This window comes from Mycobacterium sp. IDUB_1 (assembly GCF_055419625.1).
Genome location: NZ_JBVAYA010000003.1, coordinates 89,878 through 108,241, shown reverse-complemented (window position 1 = coordinate 108,241; position 18,364 = coordinate 89,878). Strand labels below are relative to the sequence as shown.

General features: G+C 63.0%; 22 protein-coding genes and 1 pseudogene. 7 read left to right on the top strand and 16 right to left on the bottom strand.

Going from position 1 to position 18,364, the window contains the following annotated elements; genetic code table 11:
* Positions 1–31 precede the first annotated feature (31 nt).
* Together ACZYYX_RS17895 and ACZYYX_RS17890 are read left to right on the top strand one after the other, a co-directional pair.
* Positions 32–1,258: a cytochrome P450 gene (locus ACZYYX_RS17895; RefSeq protein ID WP_463815940.1), complete on the top strand. Its 1,227-nt coding sequence runs from the start codon at positions 32–34 to the stop codon at positions 1,256–1,258.
* A pseudogene (locus tag ACZYYX_RS17890) lies at positions 1,255–1,861 on the top strand (isomerase). Before ACZYYX_RS17895 ends, ACZYYX_RS17890 begins: the two are co-directional and overlap by 4 nt.
* On the opposite strand, the gene ACZYYX_RS17885 reads toward ACZYYX_RS17890, so the two are convergent.
* The 5 genes from ACZYYX_RS17885 to ACZYYX_RS17865 form a co-directional block, all read right to left on the bottom strand.
* On the bottom strand, positions 1,849–2,118 hold the full coding sequence (locus tag ACZYYX_RS17885; protein ID WP_463815939.1) for a cytochrome C oxidase subunit IV family protein: 270 nt from the start codon (positions 2,116–2,118) through the stop codon (positions 1,849–1,851). The pseudogene ACZYYX_RS17890 and the gene ACZYYX_RS17885 overlap by 13 nt on opposite strands.
* Positions 2,118–2,627: a cytochrome c oxidase subunit 3 gene (locus tag ACZYYX_RS17880; protein ID WP_463815938.1), complete on the bottom strand. Its 510-nt coding sequence runs from the start codon at positions 2,625–2,627 to the stop codon at positions 2,118–2,120. Before ACZYYX_RS17880 ends, ACZYYX_RS17885 begins: the two co-directional genes overlap by 1 nt.
* Before the next feature lie 92 nt (positions 2,628–2,719).
* On the bottom strand, positions 2,720–3,469 hold the full coding sequence (locus ACZYYX_RS17875; RefSeq protein WP_463815937.1) for a hypothetical protein: 750 nt from the start codon (positions 3,467–3,469) through the stop codon (positions 2,720–2,722).
* Positions 3,466–4,143: a hypothetical protein gene (locus ACZYYX_RS17870; protein WP_463815936.1), complete on the bottom strand. Its 678-nt coding sequence runs from the start codon at positions 4,141–4,143 to the stop codon at positions 3,466–3,468. Before ACZYYX_RS17870 ends, ACZYYX_RS17875 begins: the two co-directional genes overlap by 4 nt.
* A 119-nt stretch (positions 4,144–4,262) precedes the next feature.
* Positions 4,263–5,396: an NAD(P)H-dependent amine dehydrogenase family protein gene (locus tag ACZYYX_RS17865; RefSeq protein WP_463815935.1), complete on the bottom strand. Its 1,134-nt coding sequence runs from the start codon at positions 5,394–5,396 to the stop codon at positions 4,263–4,265.
* 158 nt (positions 5,397–5,554) lie between these two features.
* Between ACZYYX_RS17865 and ACZYYX_RS17860 the strand changes: the two genes are divergently transcribed.
* From ACZYYX_RS17860 to ACZYYX_RS17850, 3 genes are all read left to right on the top strand, one after another.
* Entirely contained in the window at positions 5,555–6,373 is an 819-nt protein-coding gene (locus ACZYYX_RS17860) for a mycofactocin-coupled SDR family oxidoreductase (RefSeq protein ID WP_463815934.1), read from the top strand.
* Between the two features lie 277 nt (positions 6,374–6,650).
* Entirely contained in the window at positions 6,651–6,989 is a 339-nt protein-coding gene (locus tag ACZYYX_RS17855; RefSeq protein ID WP_463815933.1) for an ArsR/SmtB family transcription factor, read from the top strand.
* A complete protein-coding gene (locus tag ACZYYX_RS17850) occupies positions 6,989–7,675 on the top strand; it encodes a cation efflux transmembrane domain-containing protein (protein ID WP_463815932.1) in 687 nt (228 codons plus the stop codon). Before ACZYYX_RS17855 ends, ACZYYX_RS17850 begins: the two co-directional genes overlap by 1 nt.
* A 167-nt stretch (positions 7,676–7,842) precedes the next feature.
* Here ACZYYX_RS17850 and ACZYYX_RS17845 read toward each other — a convergent pair whose 3' ends face one another.
* Together ACZYYX_RS17845 and ACZYYX_RS17840 are read right to left on the bottom strand one after the other, a co-directional pair.
* Positions 7,843–8,772, bottom strand: coding sequence for an SDR family NAD(P)-dependent oxidoreductase (locus ACZYYX_RS17845; protein ID WP_463815931.1), 930 nt, complete (start codon positions 8,770–8,772; stop codon positions 7,843–7,845).
* 24 nt (positions 8,773–8,796) lie between these two features.
* Positions 8,797–9,690: an alpha/beta fold hydrolase gene (locus tag ACZYYX_RS17840; protein ID WP_463815930.1), complete on the bottom strand. Its 894-nt coding sequence runs from the start codon at positions 9,688–9,690 to the stop codon at positions 8,797–8,799.
* 172 nt (positions 9,691–9,862) lie between these two features.
* Between ACZYYX_RS17840 and ACZYYX_RS17835 the strand changes: the two genes are divergently transcribed.
* Positions 9,863–10,777 (top strand): LysR family transcriptional regulator, encoded by a 915-nt coding sequence (locus ACZYYX_RS17835; RefSeq protein WP_463815929.1) that lies wholly within the window; start codon positions 9,863–9,865, stop codon positions 10,775–10,777.
* 309 nt (positions 10,778–11,086) lie between these two features.
* Here ACZYYX_RS17835 and ACZYYX_RS17830 read toward each other — a convergent pair whose 3' ends face one another.
* Both ACZYYX_RS17830 and ACZYYX_RS17825 read right to left on the bottom strand, forming a co-directional pair.
* Positions 11,087–11,299 (bottom strand): hypothetical protein, encoded by a 213-nt coding sequence (locus tag ACZYYX_RS17830; RefSeq protein WP_463815928.1) that lies wholly within the window; start codon positions 11,297–11,299, stop codon positions 11,087–11,089.
* 67 nt (positions 11,300–11,366) lie between these two features.
* The gene (locus tag ACZYYX_RS17825; protein WP_463815927.1) at positions 11,367–11,573 is read right to left on the bottom strand and encodes an excalibur calcium-binding domain-containing protein; all 207 of its coding nucleotides are present in this window, start codon (positions 11,571–11,573) and stop codon (positions 11,367–11,369) included.
* 780 nt (positions 11,574–12,353) lie between these two features.
* On the opposite strand from ACZYYX_RS17825, the gene ACZYYX_RS17820 reads away from it, so the two are divergent.
* The gene (locus tag ACZYYX_RS17820; RefSeq protein WP_463815926.1) at positions 12,354–12,560 is read left to right on the top strand and encodes a hypothetical protein; all 207 of its coding nucleotides are present in this window, start codon (positions 12,354–12,356) and stop codon (positions 12,558–12,560) included.
* A 30-nt stretch (positions 12,561–12,590) separates the two neighbouring features.
* On the opposite strand, the gene ACZYYX_RS17815 is transcribed toward ACZYYX_RS17820, so the two are convergent.
* The 7 genes from ACZYYX_RS17815 to ACZYYX_RS17785 all read right to left on the bottom strand — a co-directional run bounded on the left by ACZYYX_RS17815 (position 12,591) and on the right by ACZYYX_RS17785 (position 18,364).
* Positions 12,591–13,847, bottom strand: coding sequence for an alpha/beta hydrolase family protein (locus tag ACZYYX_RS17815; protein WP_463815925.1), 1,257 nt, complete (start codon positions 13,845–13,847; stop codon positions 12,591–12,593).
* A 148-nt stretch (positions 13,848–13,995) separates the two neighbouring features.
* Positions 13,996–14,373 (bottom strand): zinc-binding dehydrogenase, encoded by a 378-nt coding sequence (locus tag ACZYYX_RS17810; RefSeq protein WP_463815924.1) that lies wholly within the window; start codon positions 14,371–14,373, stop codon positions 13,996–13,998.
* 169 nt (positions 14,374–14,542) lie between these two features.
* Positions 14,543–15,331: a crotonase/enoyl-CoA hydratase family protein gene (locus ACZYYX_RS17805; protein WP_463815923.1), complete on the bottom strand. Its 789-nt coding sequence runs from the start codon at positions 15,329–15,331 to the stop codon at positions 14,543–14,545.
* A 564-nt stretch (positions 15,332–15,895) separates the two neighbouring features.
* Complete coding sequence (locus tag ACZYYX_RS17800; RefSeq protein ID WP_463816492.1) at positions 15,896–16,351, bottom strand: CAP domain-containing protein; 456 nt, start codon at positions 16,349–16,351, stop codon at positions 15,896–15,898.
* A 146-nt stretch (positions 16,352–16,497) separates the two neighbouring features.
* Positions 16,498–17,166 (bottom strand): hypothetical protein, encoded by a 669-nt coding sequence (locus ACZYYX_RS17795; RefSeq protein ID WP_463815922.1) that lies wholly within the window; start codon positions 17,164–17,166, stop codon positions 16,498–16,500.
* 41 nt (positions 17,167–17,207) lie between these two features.
* Positions 17,208–17,849, bottom strand: a complete 642-nt coding sequence (locus ACZYYX_RS17790; protein ID WP_463815921.1) for an Mce protein — start codon at positions 17,847–17,849, stop codon at positions 17,208–17,210.
* 50 nt (positions 17,850–17,899) lie between these two features.
* On the bottom strand, positions 17,900–18,364 hold the full coding sequence (locus tag ACZYYX_RS17785) for a MaoC family dehydratase (RefSeq protein WP_463815920.1): 465 nt from the start codon (positions 18,362–18,364) through the stop codon (positions 17,900–17,902).

Here is an 18,364-nt window from a genome sequence, read left to right as displayed (position 1 = left end):
GTGAACCAACCCGGGTGACCCGTGAGAAACGATGACGATGACCAATGCGCTCAACGTCTTGGACGCAGACCTGCCCGTGCTGGAGTACGGATTCACCGACACTCCGCAGGACGTCGAAGGTCAGTTCCGTGAGGCCCAGCGACGCGCGCCGATCGCCCGTGGACCCATTGGTCCCGAGGTGCTCTCGTACGACATGGCCAGGGCAGTCTTGCGCGATCCGCGATTCACCATCCCGCCCGGCATCCACCTGTCGGCTCACGGAATCACCTCCGGCCCGCTCTGGGACCGGGTCACCCGCAGCATCCTCAACATGGAGGGCGAGGAACACCGGCGACTGAGGAGCCTCGTCTCGCGAGCATTCACGCCGCGGGCGACGTCCCGCCTCGACAGCACCATCCACGCCGTCATCAACGAACTCTTCGACGCCGTAGAAGATGCCGGGCGATGCGAGTTCGTCGCCGACGTCGCGCGGCCCTACCCCATACCGGTGATCTGCGCGCTGCTGGGTGCGCCGCGCGAGGACTGGGAGCAGTTCTCCCGATGGGCGGAGGACATCTTCAAGATCGTCAGCTTCGACTGTGACCTCGCCGAGGAACAACCCGTCATTCTGCAGGCCTGGGGCGAGTTCGACGAGTACCTGGACGAAATGATCGCCAAGAGGCGACGAAGCCTGACCGACGACCTACTCTCTGAGCTCATCCGTATCGAGGACAGCGGCGACCGCCTCAGCGCAGAAGAACTGCGAATGTTGGCGTTCTCCATCCTCATTGCGGGTACCGACACCACACGAAGTCAGCTCGCAGCTTCGATGCAGGTGCTCTGCCAGCATCCCGATCAGTGGACCATGCTGCGTGACCGACCCGAGCTCAGCATGCGCGCCGTCGAAGAGACGATGCGCCATTCGCCATCGATGTGCAGCACTGTGCGGACAGTGAACCAAGACACCGAAATCGACGGCTTCGGTTTCCCTGCTGGCACGTTCATCCTGGTCAACACCTTCGCCGCCAACCGCGACAGCACGGTGTACGACGAGCCGGCCCGCTTCGACATCACCCGCGCGGATCCACCGCCCATCCTGACATTCGGCGGCGGCGTGCACTATTGCCTGGGCGCCACCCTCGCGAGACGCGAGCTGGCCGAGGCCTTGAGCATCCTCGCGGCGCGCCTCGACGTACCCCGATGCGCCGGACCTGTTCCCTGGAAGCCCCTTCTCGGCCTCAGCGGCCCGACCGCTCTGCCGTTGGAGTTCGGACTGTGACTTACAAGATCGAACCTGCTGTACTGCAGCAGATCGCGCGGACTGTGGCGGCTTCGGCTTCAGACAGCGACGACGCGGTAGCACGCACGATCAGGCTCTTGGCGGCGGAGTATCCCGCGTTGGTCACTGACGCCCCCGGGGCGCTGGGTGGCCAGCAAAGCCGGCGGCATTTTGGGCAAAGTACGATTCCTTCACGCCAGCGCGCGAGAGTACATCGTCATCTTCGGATCCCCGACGGGAACGCAGGGATTCTCTGGACGCTACCGGCACATCGACATTCACAAATTCCTGTTGGCAGGCCAAATCGATTCCTACGACTTGGAATCCGACAGCACTGCTGCGCTGCCCTCCCTGTATCCAGGGGAGGGCACGTGCCTGCGGCGTGGCGAGGCTCGCGGACTCACGATCCACCCCGGCTCGTGGCACCTCGAGTACGGACGGGGTGCGGTGCTGACCACCGTTCCGTTCGCCATGGTGGACACGCTGCTGCTGTCGCTGGAACTCACCTCTGTCCGACGTTCGACTGCGGAGTTCGTCCGGCTCATCCGAGATCGAGCTGGTGAACTGTCCCCTGGACCCAGAGTTCCTCGTCAGACTAGGTAAAGGGCGGTGATGGTTCCGCCCACGACGAGCAGCCACACGTCGGCGAACAGTCTGAGCCAGGTCGGACCGGTTCTGACGTCCATGAAGTGGCTGATGATCAAACGCACCTTGACGAACGCGATGACTAGCACCACGAGCGCGACGATTGAGGTCGCGCGGCCACCCAGGCTTCGCTCGGCATGTCCGAGCAGCCAAGTGATGACGGTGACTGCCGAGAGGACGAGCCACACCAGGGTCAAGCGGCGGGTCTCCGTCATCAGGACCTCAGCACATAGAGCAGCGCGAAGATGATCACCCAAAGAAGGTCCACCATGTGCCAGAAGGTGGCGGCCTGCTCTATCACCGTCACTCGCGGTACGCGGCGAACGCGCAGATGCTGTAACGCCACTGCGATGATCGCGATGCCCATGATGACGTGGAGCATGTGCAACCCAGTGAGTGCGAAATAGAACGCCATGAACGTTCCGCTGTTGAAGGTGTGGCCGGCGTGCACCTCGTACCACCACTCGGCGAGCTTGACCACGAGAAAAACAGCGCCGCAGGTCACCGTCATGGTGAGGTAGCGCGCGCTGCCGGCCCCCTGTCCCGACCGCGCCGCCAGCACAGCCCGCGCTGCGAACCAGGAACTCAACAGCAGCAGGAGTGTGTTCAGCACGCCGACGTCGAGCAGCAGATTTCGTTGGGCGTCATCGAACGCGGTGAGCTCACGGTCTCGAAAGATCATGTAGGCAACGAAGTACGCGCCGAAAATGATCATGTCGCCCAAGACGAAAAACCACATGGCGCCATCGCCTGGCAGATGTCGCCTGCGGGAGCGTTCGTGGTCGGTGTCGTCTGCCACCGCGGGCCCCAGGCCCGTCATGCGGGCTTTCCGACCGGTTGCCGGGCGATCGCCTTGTTCAGGACGTAGAACTGACACACCTGCCAGAACACGTACACAACTGTGTTGATGTAGAAGGCCATCAATCCATTCCATGCGAACGGGCCCGAGTGGAAGTTGAATACAACGCCGGCGAGGAACTCCGTGACGATCTGCCAGATCGTGGCATAGCCGAACCATTTCGGGTAGATGCGGTTCTTGTCGAGAAGGATGGCGGCGCCGAGAATCGCCCACGCTGCTGCAAAGCACCCCAGCGACCCGATGTAGGAGAGAAACGCCATGTCGTAGAGGACGGTCAACATCTCCGGTGAGCGGTCCGGCCGCAGGACGGCAGTCAGGAATGCAAATGCGCCCCAGAGGAATCCGGGCGTGGAACCGACTGCGAGCGCGGCGATGAAAGCGTACGAGAATGCGGGGTGAACCGACATCCGCCTGATCTGATAGGCGATCAATCCGTTCGCCGTGCCGACAAACCCGGCCACCACCATCAGCAGCCCGAACCCGATCTTGATCCCGAGGGCGTGGTCGTCGAAGAACGCCGCGATCTGCTCCGGTGTGATGTCGGGCCTGCGAGGCGGCATCAGACGTGTCAGCGGAACGTAGATGATGCCTTGGATCGCATAGAACGCCGGGATCGTCCACCAGACCACCCACAGGTCGATCTTCGGGCGACCGAACAGACCTCGCCGCGCCGGTGTAGACGTCGGCGGCGGTACGGTGCGTGTCACAGGACCAGCTCACCGACCGGCTCATCGCGCGCCTCCCGGGCCTGCCGGAGTACGGCTCGACGGAGCACGACGAACATGACGCTCATGTAGATCACCAACGCCGCTAACTTCAACCAGAAGGACAGGAGACCGTCCCAGGCGAAGGGGCCAGTTGTGACGACTGCCGCACCGGCGGCGGGGACCATCGCGACGGCGATGAGGACCGCGAATGGCGCGACCCACCGTGGCAGGATGGGGTCCTCGCGAGAATCGAGGACAACGGCCAACGCCAAGCAGAGGTTCTGCACGCAGAGCATTCCCACCGGCGCGACGAAGATCATCCACGCCATGTCGTTGAGGAGCTGGGTCAACTCCGGATTGCGTTCCGGCCGAAAGGCCGCCAGCAGCCACATGATGTCGGCCATGGCGAACACCGTGGCGCCGCTGGCCGCCGCGGTCAGATAGCAGTACCCCAGAACCCGACTCGGTGTCGCCATTCGTTGCATCTGGGCAACGACGACGCCGGTGAACGGGAGCAGCATCACGCCGAAGAGGTTGAAGACGATCATGCTGAATCGCACGCCCGCCGAGTGGTCCCGATAGAAGTCAGCGACCTGCTGTGCGGACATCGCCGGAGACATGGGCGGCAAGAATCCCGGAAAGGCGATGAAGGCGATCAGAAGAACCGCCGCCATGACAGGCAGAGACCACAGGCACACCAGTTGCGTTCGCACCACGTACCATGTTGGCGCGCGTGATGTTTCGGCAATCTGATCGCTCACCGGACCACCCCGATCATGAAGTTCCCCTGGGTTCATCTGACGTATGACTGACTTGCGTCGACCGAAGGCACCGTTGCTGGCGAAGTCGCGGTCCGAACGGTCAATGGAGGCAGCAGGTGAGCCGGCGGGATGTCTTCCAGGGCGATGAGCCCCGGCGGTGCCGCACACACCCATTCGAGCGCATTGAGCGCCCGAGCTGCCGTCGACATACAGGCAGCATCAGTGGTGTCGAACCGGGGATGCGATATGTGCGTGTCGATTTCGACGCTGGGTTCGCCATCGACGAGCACCCGATGGACTCCCGTCCTACCCTCGGGCGGATACACCCAGTCAGGCGCCGCCGCTGCGGTGAGGCGGGTGACGTGCTCGATGGTGATGACGGGCCGCCCCTTCACCACACCCTCGACGGCGAAACGCACGGCCGCACGCCGGCCCGGCTCGACATCCATCATCGTGCACCGTATGGGCGTCGGGGTGTACCAGCTCTCGGTCCGCTGTTGCACTCCGTCGAGTTCCAGACCCATCAAGTCGGCCAGTCGACGCACCTGGCCACCCCACATGAACTCGACGATCCCAGGCTGGAACAGCATGGGTGTGTCATCGTCGTGGGCCTGATTGAATCCCATCGAAGCGCCGGTGAACTCCGCGTCGTCGTAGTTGGCGTAGTCGAAGATCTCCTGCACCGTGATGGACCTCGCTGCAGTCGTCAGGCTGAGTGCGGTGTGCGCCAACGTGTCTGCCGAGTACCCGGGGTCGACCCCGTTGACGAACAATGAAGCTCCCCCGGCCTCGCAGGCCTGCCGCAGCGGGTCGCGAAGCCAATCCTGAGCATGGCTGGGGGTGACCATCCACACCAGCGAAGTGCCTACGACGTTCGTGCCCGCCGACAAGAACGCGGCCATCTGCTCGAGCACCTCGAGTGGTCGCGTCTCCGCCTGGGCAGTGAACACAACACAATCGGCTCCCAGTGCGACCAGGGCGTCCAGATCATCGGTGGCGATGACGCCGGTGTTCTGCTCTGACCCGCAGAGCATGCCGGCGTCCTGGCCGACCTTTGCGCTCGACGACGCATGGACCCCGACCAGTTCGAGGTCTGGACGCTCGATGATGGCCCGCAGAGAATGCCGGCCGACATTGCCTGTCGAGAACTGAATGACCCTGCGCACGTTACTCCTCGGGTGGCCGGACAACCCACCCCTCGTCGCTACGAATTCTTTTAAATGACTATACTCAGTGACGAAAATCAGCAATAACGTTTGACGATTCAGCGGATGGCTCCGCGACATCTATCCCTTAAGCAACCGCCACGAGCGAAAGGATCGTCATGACGATACCGAGGGGATCACGGGTCGCAGGTAAGCGAGTTCTCGTCACGGGTGCGGCCCGGGGCATGGGTCGCAGCCACGCGGTGAGGTTGGCCGAGGAGGGCGCTGACATCGTCATCGTCGACATCTGCGCACCCATCGCCGGGCTGGAGTACGAACTCGCCAGCGAGGACGACCTCGCGCAGACCGCCGAGGCGGTCGAGAGCGCTGGGGCCCGGTGCATCTCCGTGGTCGCCGACATTCGCGACGAGCACGCGCTGACCGGCGCCGTCAACGATGCCGCGGCGAGCCTTGGAGGCCTTGACGCTGCAGTGGCCAACGCAGGCGTACTCACTGTCGCGACGTGGGACCGCACCACCGCGCATCAGTGGCGAACAGTATTGGACGTCAACCTGATCGGCACATGGAACACGTGCGCAGCGGTCATTCCACACCTGATCGAACAGGGAGGTGGGAGCTTGGTCAACATCAGCTCGGCGGGTGCCTTGAAGGGTTTCCCCCTTCAGCACCCCTACACCGCCGCCAAACAAGGTGTCACCGGCTTGACGGTCGCGCTCGCGAACGAACTCGCAGCCCAGAAGATTCGGGTCAACTCCGTACATCCGACCGGCGTGCCCACAGGGATGATTCCACCATCGCTGGGCGCTCTGCTGGGCGAACAGCGCCCCGACCTCGTCCCCAGCTTCATCAACGCCATGCCCACCCCCTTCGTCGATCCACTCGATGTCAGCCACGCGGTGACCTATCTGGTGTCCGACGAATCGCGGTTCGTCACCGGCATGCAGCTCAAAGTCGATGCCGGCGTCACCATCAAGTGACGAGACGCGTGACCGACCCGCCGTTACTTTAGTTGACTGAAGTCATTCAATACTCCTCCAGCGACGCGCTCAGTAGGGAATTTGCGAGCGAGTCGCACGGTTCCTCGCCTTCGATGCCTGGCTTGCCGAAGAGAAGATGACCGATGCGAGGATCTCATCAGAAACCCTGGGCACGTGTCGGGCGAACGCCTCAACGCGGCACACGACCATTGACCGACATCAGTACCCATCTTGTACAGGCTCTTGTGAATACACGTTTTGATGTACTGTCGTCGACGTGCAGACACTCGCCCATACCGACGCACTGGCTAGGTTCGGTCACGCCCTGTCGGATGTCACGCGGACCCGCATCCTGCTCAGCCTCAACGCGGCTCCGAGCTACCCCGCCGACCTCGCCGACCTCATCGGTGTCTCTCGACAGACGCTGTCCAACCATCTGGCGTGCCTGCGCGGCTGCGGACTGGTGGTCGCCGCGCCGGAAGGCCGACGCACCCGGTACGAGTTGGCCGACCCACGCATCGGTCATGCCCTGAACGACCTGATGGGCTTGGTCCTCGCCGTAGACCCCGACTGCCAATGCGTCGGGCCCGACGGCACCGTCTGCGGGTGCGGCTGATGGCCTCCCCGGCGGCGGGCGTGGCGCCCACCGACGACCGGCGCGCGGTGCTGTCCCGCCGCATCCGTCTTTTCGTCGCTGCCACGATCTCCTACAACGTCATCGAGGCCATCGTGGCGCTCACGGAGGGCGCGCGGGTGTCCTCCACGGCGCTCGTCGGGTTCGGCCTCGACTCCGTGATCGAAGTGTCGTCCGCGGCGGCGGTCGCATGGCAATTCGCGGGGCGCGATCCTGAGACGCGCGAGAAGATCGCACTCCGCGTCATCGCGTTCTCGTTCTTCGGACTGGCCACCTACGTCACGGTGGACGCCATCCGCGCGCTGCTCGGCGTCGGCGACGCCGAGCACTCAACCATCGGCATCGTGCTGGCGGCGGTCAGCCTGGTCATCATGCCGGTGCTGTCCTACGCGCAGCGCCGGGCGGGTCGCGAACTCGGATCGCTGTCCGCGGTAGCCGATTCCAAACAGACGCTGCTCTGCACCTACCTGTCGGCAGTGCTGCTCGTCGGCTTGATCCTCAACAGCCTGTTCGGTTGGTCGTGGGCCGACCCCATCGCCGGACTGATCATCGCCGCAATCGCGGTGCGCGAGGGCGTCAATGCCTGGAAGGGCGACACCTGCTGTCCCGCGCCCGTCGCCACCGGCTCCGAGCCGGCCCGGTCGAGCTGTGACTGCTGCGACAACTAGGTAAGGGTTCCAGTCACTTCTTCTGTTGTGTCGCAATCACTTCTGCCGATGGGGACGTGATCGGGCTCCTGCGGAAGACCGACTTCGTGGTCTCGTTTGCCTGCGAGCCCGCACCTCAGGCAGCTGTGCATGACGGCGGGCGGTGATTGGACAGTTCACCTGGCCCCTCAATGGATTCCGATCAGTGCGGCGCACGTGTCCCAGAGGCGCGCGGCATTGTTGGGGTCCAGGGCGTAGGGCGCGACCCCGCCATCCTTGCCCAGGTTCGCAGGACGTTCGCTGACGATCGTCGCTTCGTTGTTGCTTTCGAAGTACCGTCCGCCTATTCCCTCAAGGTGCGGTGATGCGGCCAGCAGCGCCGAGGTTGAGGCGCCCTGAGGAACGCTTTTGCGGAACTGCTCGGGGGTTTTGAGACCGCCGGTGTGCTGTTGCAGACCGGTTGCGATCGCACCGGGGTTCACGGCATTGGCCAGGACGCCGTCCGCGGCCCACCGGCGGGTGAGCTCCACCGCAAGCAGAACCGTGGCCGTTTTGGATTGGCCATAAGCTCCCAGAGGGTCGTATGGGCGAAAGCGGAAGTGGAGGTCGTCGAACACGACCGGTGAGAAAAGGTGCCCGGAGGAGCTCACCGACACCACGCGGGCCCCGTTGGCTGAGGCCAGGGCGTGTCGCAGTCTCGTGGTGAGTGCAAAATGACCGAGGTAGTTGCTCACCAGTTGGAGTTCCCAGCCCTGTGGTGTTCGGGTCAGGTCGGGGATGCCCATCACTCCGGCGTTGTTAACCAGGATGTCCAGCGGGCCGTGCCAGAGCTCGGCAAAGCGGGCGACGGAGGCTTGATCCGCCAGGTCTAGCGGGCGCACGTGAAAGGCCGGGTTGCCGGTGGTTCGGCGTAAGTCTCCTGCTATCTGCTCGCCGACGTCGAGCTTGCGGACGGCCAGGGTGACGTCGGCACCGGCGGCGCCCAAGGCGCGCGCCGTCTCGACTCCGAGGCCACTGGTCGCGCCTGTCACCACCGCCCGCCGATCGGTCAGGTCGATGCCGGCCAGGACGTCGTCGGTCGTGGAATCGAACCCGAATGGGGTGCTGACGAGTGTCATCGACGTTCGGCTGCGCGCCCGCAGTCAGGTTGCAGGCGACGACGGTCGGGCCAGCGCGCGGGGAAGGAAGTCTCGAATGTAACCGCTGATTTCCTCGCCGTGGGTCTCCAGAGCGAAGTGCCCAGCGTCGAGGAGGTGAAGCTCGCCGTCAGGGAAGTCGCGGCGGAAGGCCTCTGCGCCGGGTGCACCGAAGATCTCATCGTTCTTCCCCCAGGTGACCAACAGCGGGGGTTGATGGGTACGGAAGTACTCCTGGAACGCCGGGTAACCGTCGAGGTTGAACTGATAGTCCCAGAACAGTTGCAGCTGGATGGCGTCGTTGTCTTTGCGGTCCAGACCGAGCTGATCGAGTTGCCAGGCTTCTGGGGCGATGCGGTCGAGCCGATCGGCGGGCACGCCGTGGGTGTACTGCCAGTAGGTGGTTTCGGGCGTGAACTTCTCCCGCACCCCGTCCTCGTTGGCGGCCCGGTCTTTGGCGTGAGCGAACAGAATGTCCCAGAACGGCGTGAAACCCTCCATGTAGGCATTTCCGCTTTGAGTGATCAGCGCGGTGATCCGTTCGGGACGTCGGCTGGCGATCCGTAGCCCGATCGGTGCGCCGTAATCGTGAATGTAGAGAGCAAATCTCTCCAGCCCGAGGTGGGTGATCAATCCCTCGGTGATCTCGGTCAGGCGGTCGAAGCTGTAGTCGAATTGTGTGGTCGTCGGCATGGCAGATCGTCCGAACCCGATGTGATCCGGAGCCACTAGGTGGTACTCGTCGGCCAGCGAGGCGATCAGGTTACGGAACATGTGCGAACTCGACGGAAAGCCATGCAGGAGAAGCAATGTCGGCTTCGCGGGATCACCCGCCTCGCGGTAGAACACTTCGAGGCCGTCAATCGTGGCGGTGTGATAGCGGGTAGCGAAAGCGGCCATGTGTCGTCGCGCTCCTGGTGGTCGCGGATGTACGCCGCAGCAAGGCGGCTCTGACAGACGAATTGTGTGCAGCGTCCGAGTGCTCGATAAAGAGCCAACTTTTGTTGGCTGTGATTGAGGGGGCCGATCAATAGCTGGCCGAGCTCGACCCTTGCCAGTAAGTTCACAGGTCATGGAGCTGCGTCAGCTCACGGCGTTCGTGGCGGTGGCCACCGAACTGCATTTCGGGCGCGCGGCCGAGCAGCTGCACATCAGTCAACCCACCCTCAGTCAATTGGTGCAGCGGCTCGAGAGAGAGGTGGGCACTCCGCTGCTCGTCAGAACCACCCGTCGAGTCGCGCTCACAGCTGCCGGGGCCGAACTTCTGAAGCGCTGCAAGATCATCATCGACGAGGTTGATCTCGCCAAAGCTGCGGTGCTGCGAGTGGCGCACGGTGAGACCGGGACGGTGCGGGCGGCCATCACACCTCCGGTGGCGCCCGTCTTGGCGCCCCACCTGAGAGCAGCATTGCGCGAGCGACTGCCTGACGTGAAACTCGACGTGGAGAGGATGTGGTTGCCGGATCTGATCCGCACGATCGCCACCGATCACGCCGATGTGGCCATTACGTGCGGCGTGCCGCCCAATCCTCCGGGTGTGGTCGGCAGAATCTTCTGCAGCGAACCGCTCCTCGTCGGAGTCCGCTGGACACACCCACTCGCAGACCGTGGTTGCGTATCGCTCGATCAGCTAGCCGACGACACGCTAGGAGTACCCAACGAAACACTGTTTCCCGCATGGGCACTGACGCAACGTCAAGCACTGGAAGCGGCCGCCGTGTCTCCACCGACGACTGTCTTGGCTGCCACCGGGTTCTCCTCGACAGGATGGAGCCGACAACCCGACGTGACGTGGGTTCTGCTGAGTGAATCGCTGGGACTCCCGCCCGACACCGCAGTCCTCCGAATCTACGGCGACCCACGTATCCCCTACGTCCTCCAATGGGCACCGGAACGTGTAGGCACCGCCGCCATCCGACGGTTCGTGGAGATGGCCCTGACGATGGACGCTCCGCCCGGATGGCGCGTCGAGCCGGGTCGCGAATGACCACCACGACGACATGTCGTTGATTGGCGGAACCGATCAATAGGTGAGCATTGATTGCTGGAGGCAATCAATGAGACGGAGTCCAGCACTGACTCCACTCACTATTGCCCACCACCTGTGGGAAAGCGACCGCTTTCACCCAACCCCTCACACGGGGTTCACGAGCCGACCGCGTCCGCGGCGATCAGGCCGAAGCACTGCCGTGGGTCAACGCACGTGCCGGACCACATTGGCATGGGCGTCACCGGAGAAGTGTTGCGGGACTTCATTCTCGGCTGCACCAGGGGCTGAAGCGGTTCGCGGCGACGATCAGTCTCCGTAGAACAGCGTGTAGTGGCCAGGTCCTGTTTCGTAGCAATAGGAACGGCTTGCGCCTGGCGGAGCCGCTGCGTTGGCCTGTCGGGCTGCGGCCTTGCATGCAGCCTCGTTCACCCCGAAAGGGATGTACTGGTCCGCGCTGGCCGTAGGCGCCGCATGAACTGCCCAGATGAGAATGGCGGCAAAGGTGAGAATCTTCACCATGCTCAGCTCCTCTATCGCCGTTAAACATGCCGATTCGTTGCGGCATCATCAGGAATTCGCCGACAGCTCAACTTTCGCAGCCGACGCCGTCACGATCCTTGTCCAGCCACATGCCGTAGTACGGCGACGAGGATGGAATGTCTTGATAGCCAGCAGCCCTCGCTTGCGTGCAGTTCGAGAAGGGTGTCGACCCAGGCTGTGCATTGACTACTGCGGGCGCCACTACTGAAAGCACTGCAATGACAGAGCTGACAAAGAGCGCGCGCCGGATCATGAGAGTCCCCCTCGATTTGCTGATCTCCCCCACGACCCTAACGAGATTACGGCGCAACGTGCCACATTTGTGAATTTGCTGTCGGCTAGGAAAGCGACCCGGCGGTGTTCCTCGGGACGATATCCGCGCCTGCTGATCGAACCGTGTCAGCCGTCCGCCCCCGCACTGAACCCGAAGTGCCGCAAAGACACCCGCCGACCGGCGCGCTGGTCCTACGTTCGGTTTGTGAGGTGGGTTTGGCCGACATTTGGGCAAGGCAAGGAAAAGGCGGCTCCCGGTGATCGGAAACCGCCTCTGACCTTGGTCGGGCTGACAGGATTTGAACCTGCGACCACTTGACCCCCAGGGAACTCACCTGTGTGAAGGCCAGTCTCGATATGTCGCATCAGGCCACGTCAACGCACGTGCAGCGTCGCCCTCGTCTCGCCCGGTTCGTCCTGTGCACACGCGTCTTGGGACACTGGCGGGACACCAGGAGCGCGGCCAGCGGCACCCACCGATGGCACGGTCGATAGCTCCTACGACCGTCGAGCGCAGTAACCTACAAAGGGTTGCTGCGCGCTGGTACTTTTTGGTGAAGTGCGGCGACGAACAGCTCCAGTACGGCAGCGCATCATCGAACTTGCTTGGCGCCTGAAGGGCCGCAGCCACACCCGCAGCAGTTCCCTAATCTCATTCACACTGGCCCCCCGATAAGCCCATGCCCGGCGCCTCCGTCACCTGAACCGTCATGGCGATCGAACGGACAAACGACGAGACCTTGGCCAGTTGACCGCGGGTATGACTCACGAGCTCAATAAACCCGCCGCCGCGGCGGTCCGAGCCTCAGCCGAGCTGCGCGTCCAAGTCGGAACCATGCGCGAGCGGTTGGCCGCGCTGGCGCATACGGCGATCTCGCCGGATTCGGTGCGATCGCTGGTTGAACTGCAGGATTCGGTCGCAGAGCGCGCCGGCAAGTCCACCGGTCTGACGACCACGGAGGAGTAAGGCATCCAGGCTGGCAGCTAAGACCTCTGGTCATGGTGCTGGTCGGTCGACGGGAAGCAGATTGCGCGACAGGAAGTCCAGGGTGTCCGCTCCAGCGTGCTCAATAAGCGTGAGGTGAGTGTCGCCGGGATGGACGACAACCTGCACGTCTGTGCCGTTCGCGCGTAGCGCGGGCGCGGTCAACACATTCGAGATCGTCGCGGGGACGTCGGTGTCTAGCAGCCCTTGCATCAGCAGCAGCGGACCGGAGACGTCGGTCACCGGCGATCCGGCCAGCGCTCGGACCTTCTCCTTAAACCCTGGGACGGTCCTGAGCGGACGTGCGAAGAGGTCGCCGAGGATCAGCTCGTTGAACTCGCCGAGGTCGTTGATATCAGCCAGACACGTGTTGGCCGCCTCGTCCAGGATGCGAATGCCTTCCTCGGTCAGATATGCGTTTAAGTCCAACTCCGGGTATGCCTCGCGTACTGAGGTCAACGCAAGTGCGACGTAGAGCGTGAACCGGAGATTGATGCCATCGACGTTGAAGGGAAGCACCCTGGGGCTCAGCAGCGGTAGCACATGTTCCATGTTCGCTGGGCCGGCGAGCGAGATCGCGCCACGATACCCGGCGCTTTCTCGGGGGGCATAGTCCGACGACACCACGCGCGCTGTCCCGATGGCCGCGCCCCCGCCTTGGGAGTATCCCGTCACACTCCAGCGGTCGGCCAGAGCAACGCCCAGCGACCTGGAGGCGGAAACACTATCGACGACGTTTTTGCCTTCCACGGTGGAGTTGAGGTAGCTATGCTGTCCCGGGGTTCCCAATCCGGCGTAATCGGCAGCCACCACTGCATATCCGGCGTCGAGGAGTAGTTGGATGTAGTCGGCTTCCAACGCGATGTTCGGTCGGTAGGAGTGTGCCGAGGGTGCACATTCGTCGGCTATTCCTGAGGTGCCGTGCGCGAACGCCACAACGGGATACCCGCCGGGCGGGGCAAGCTGAGCGGGACGGTAGAACACCGCAGTCGAGACCCCTGTGGCCGAGTGTTGGGTCGCGGTGCTGTACAGAAACCGGATCGGGTTCGGATTGCGTGGAAAATCGATCGAGGCTATCCGCGCTGACAATGGCACCGACGTGATGAGGACCCCGTGTTGGGCAGGGATCGGACCGGAATAGTCGCGCACATCAAGACCGGACCAGTCCGGGTGCATCTCAGATGCCGGTGCCGCCGACGCCGCAGGCGCCAACGAGGTGCCCGTCAGAACGGTCGTCACCAATACTGCTGTCGTGAACAGCTTCTTCATCACGGCAGGCCGAAGTGCATTAGGTGTCATGCAGACAACCATCGGTGAGAGACGAGATGAACGCGCTTCTGGTCGGTAAGGCTTGTCGAAATGCGAATGAGAATCGCTCGCGTTCACACCGGCCAGTCAGGCCGCGTGACCGAAACTGTCACCTGATCGTGCAGCAGACCCTGATCGACGATGTCAGGCTAGTTCGAGAATGGTGGTTCTCAGCTTTTCCCTCCCGGCTACCAACCGCACTGCCCGTGCGGCGCTCGAAAACGGCGATCGCGTAGCCAACGATGCTAAAACCCTTGAATAAAAACAGGTTCAGTGGAATGCGTGCCGGACTGCTGGCGGCGAAGCCGACGACCACGAATCTGCCCGCGTAACAGGTAGCCCGTAGCGCCGGTTCGGAGAACCGGCCGCCGGCCACGTCCAGCACGACATCAGCACCGCTTTTGCAGGCGGCTTTGAACGCATCCGCGACATCAGGCCCGGTATACCGGACGGTGTGGTCGGCGCCGAGATCGCCACTGTTACCCACGTTTCGTTGAAGTCCGACCTCAACGACAGCGGTGCTCCTCGGCGCCGCCGGCTCAGGAGCGCCGCCGCCAACGGAGTCGATGGCGCTTCGGGTCGGACCGAAGCGGACACTAGGCTGACGGAGGCACGGCGATCGCGGCTGGGCTGCAACCCCTTTCGGCTAGCGCAGCTTAGGTCCCGGTCCACACCGGTTGACGCTTTTCTGCGAAGGCCAGTGCGCCCTCGCGCGAGTCATTGGAGGCAAAGACGGGGATGCAAATTTGTTCCTGCCGTTGCCACGCTTCCTCGTCAGACCAGCTATCGGCCTCCACGATGATCTTCTTGGTGGCGGCGACGGCCAAAGGTCCGTTGGCGGTGATCTCCTCGGCCAAGTTCAGGGCGGCGGTCAATGCGGCACCAGGTTCCGTGAGGTGGTTGACCAAACCAAGTTCGTGCGCGCGGGCAGCTGGAAGGGGTCGGCCCGTCAGCGCAAGTTCGACGGCAATTTGATAGGGAACGCGTCGCGGCAAGCGCAGCAGGGCGCCGCCTCCTGCAACCAGTCCCCGTTTGACTTCGGGGATGCCGAACATTGCGTTCGTGGCAGCCACGATGATGTCGGTAGCCAAGGCAATTTCGGTGCCGCCGGCGAGGGCGTAGCCTTCGACCGCAGAGATCACGGGCTTCTTGGGTGGTCGTTGGGTGAACCCCATCCCGCGTCCGGCGATGGCAATCTCCTCACCGCGTGCAAAAGCCTTGAGATCCATTCCGGCGCAGAAGGTACCGCCCGCACCCGTCAAAACGGCTACAGAGAGTTGCGGATCATCGTCGAGTCGGTCCATGGCCTCGGCCAATCCGCGGCTCACCGCTCCGTTGACGGAGTTCTTCGCGTTGGGGCGATTGATCGTGACAACGAGAATGCGCTCGCGCCTCTCAACGACTACGTCTTCCGAGTCGGTGGTAGATCGAACGTTGTCGGCCATGGGACCTTCCTTCAGGTGACGATGAGCGCAAGTGATCAGGGACGCAGGGGACTGGAATGTCCACCGTACCTTGATCATTCGGTACGGAGCAACCAAGCAAAGATGCACGTTGACAATGCGCGGCGCGCGGGCGTCATTGAAGGCGAACGACCTTGAATTTGACCAAAGCATCGCGGGGCGCAACGGTTTACATCGTCGGCGTGGTGATGATTCAATGATGCACCAGATGAGACGTCCCAGGATGCTGATTTGCCCTACGACACGAGCGGCCGCGTGTTCCTGGAGGGCTCGGTACGCTGCTATATCCGGGGATCCAGACCTATTCCTCTGCATCGACAGACTCGTAGTCGTTCAACAGCATTCGCCCGAAGTCGCTGACACACCCGAGATGTTGAACGGTTCGGCATAGCCGAAGCTCGCCAGACCCTCGCTGCGCACTTCGGGCCATTGTCGTACGATCAGTGCCAGGGCCAACGCTTCCAATACTGGATTACCTGCGACCCCGCACCACCGGGTCGTTGCCCGCGCAGACCGGCACCGATTCGGCACGACGGCCGTCGGTGACTACACGGGGTGGCCGTACACGGCGACGACGACGGTGCGGTCGAGACTATTCTCCGACCAGACACCAATTTCGGTATTCGCACAGTTCTGCATGATCGCCAGATAGTCGGGGTTGTAGTACCACCGGTTGAGTAGGTCGAGGCCGCTGATCGCAAGAGCAGGGTTGATCGCCACCGTCTCGGCGACCGGGCCACGATAACCGGATGCTGCAGCCCGACTTTGCACGCTCGAACCGTCCGAGCCAATGTCGCCGTCGAGACTGCGGTTGTTGAGGACGTCTTCGGTGTGCCACTGCGCTGCGAGGCGCAACTGCGGGTTGATGCGGATGTTGGTCGTACACCCGGCCTGCTTCTGAATGGTGTAGACGTTGGCGACGACGCTGTTGTTGAGCCTCCTGTTGTCCGCTGCGGCGCTGGGTGCGGCGATGAATGCCGTCGAGGTCGCGGCGGCTATCACATTCGCGACGACTGTCCAACGAAAGACATTGCGCCGCAGTCTGTTGTCGATCAGTAGACGTTCAACGGCGGTGCGCACGTTGCCGGAACTGGAACGTCCGGCGCAAGCCGAGATTGCAGCATCGAGCATGACGGCTCACACTCCCCTTAGATCGGGTCGAATCCGGCGATCAACCAGTGGTCGCCAACTTTGTCGAGAGTGACACGCACGGTGGAAGCCGTGTCACTTGGTGCGTCCTTTCCCACGACGACCGTCTGATTCACGAAGACGACGACCACCGCATGCGTGGGGCTCGCGGATACGCTTGCTGCCGCCGGAACTGTGGCAACTGCGGAAATCCCCTTTTGCTTCGCACCCGGAATGACGACGTCGTGAGTAAGCGACGTGTAGGAGTTTTGAAAGTCACCCGTGAGGAGGTTGCGAGCCGCTTCAAGGTCCCGATCAACCGTGTCGGGCTGATATGACAGCAAGCCGACCGTGCCGTCCTTCGCAGCTTGAACGGACGCGACGCGTGCGAGGTCGGCATCTCGAGCGGTCGCGTCCTGCCATTTCAGGTACCCCGCGGCGGCCGCCGCCAGCAAGACGATCCCGGGTAGGAGGCCGAAGGCCACCGCACGACCCCATCTGAACCTCCTCCGCGTTTGGTCGCCGGATGCTGCAGCATCCGAGTCGAATTCGTCGTCGGCTTCTTCCGGCTCGTCGGCTAGTTCAGCCGCTCCAGGGGCGTCGACGACTTCATCCGTCTTCGACTCCGCGGCCAGAGAATCGTCCGTCGCCGGCGTCTCCTCAGATGCGGTCTTGGTAGTAGTCGACATGGTGCGCACTCCTGTTCGTGTTCGTCCGGTGCTAATTGCGATCACGGAACGAATTCGACGTTGGCGACCTTCACCTGGTCACCGACCCGCTGGACGTCGATCCGCATTCGCCATGCGCGGGGGTCTTGCTGCGGAGCACCGGCCAGGGTGGTCTTGACGCTGACCGCGACAAGCACTTGGGCGTCTTGATCGGTTGCCGATTCAAGCCCGACCTCCGTGACGGATCCGACTGAGGCCGATTGGGCTCGTTTCACCACGTCGATGAACGGTTTCGACCGGCTGGCGAAGTCGTCGTGGAACGTTCCGGTGGCGTTGTTCAATATTCGCTGGACGTCGTCGTCGACGTGTTGCCAATCTATCGAGGTCAGGTTCACGGCGCCCTGGCGGCCGGCCGCCATGAATTCCTGACGCTGGGCAGCGGCCTGGTGGTATTCGCGCGCCTGAAGGCCGAGCCAACCGACCAAGACCGCCAGCACCACGAGCGCCGCAATACCGAAACACGAGGCAGCCGCTTGCGGCGACCGAAGAGCGATCGCCCAGGGATTCCGTGCACCGGCAAATTCATCTGCCTGTCCCTCGGGCCTATCAGTCTCGTCGTCGACCTCGTCGTCGACGTCTGTGCTCCCTGTCATCAATTTCCCTTCGGCAGCGGGAGCAAGTCCCGCAGCGGTTGTTTCCCGCAACCTCAAAAGTTGTGCGCCACCGCTCCTTACGGCAAGTCCTTCGATATGGCTCAGCGGTAGAGGATTTGCATCCCGTAGAGAACGGCGGGCCTGTCGGCCTGGACAACCCGGATGTCCCATTCAATGGTCACCAGAGTGCCCCCGCTCTTGACTACGACGTTCGCGAGCCGCGCGCGGCCGTGCAGGCGCGAACCAGCAGGTACTGGAGACAGAAAGCGCAACTTGTCGGCGCCATAGTTCACGCCGACGGAGTGCCCGACGACCTTGACGGGCGGGCACGTCGCAACTTTCGGCAGTAGCGAGAGGGTTAGGAAGCCGTGGACGATAGGGCCACCGAAGGGGCTCTCCCGTGTCGCGCGCTCGACATCGACGTGGATCCACTGGCGATCGCCGGTAAGTTCGGCAAAGGCGTCGATGTCTTCCTGCGTCACTTCGACTTCGGCACCGAAGTCGCCGTAGTCATCCGAAACAGCCGCTGTCAACGAGTCGATGTCGTCGAACCGAATCTCCTGCAT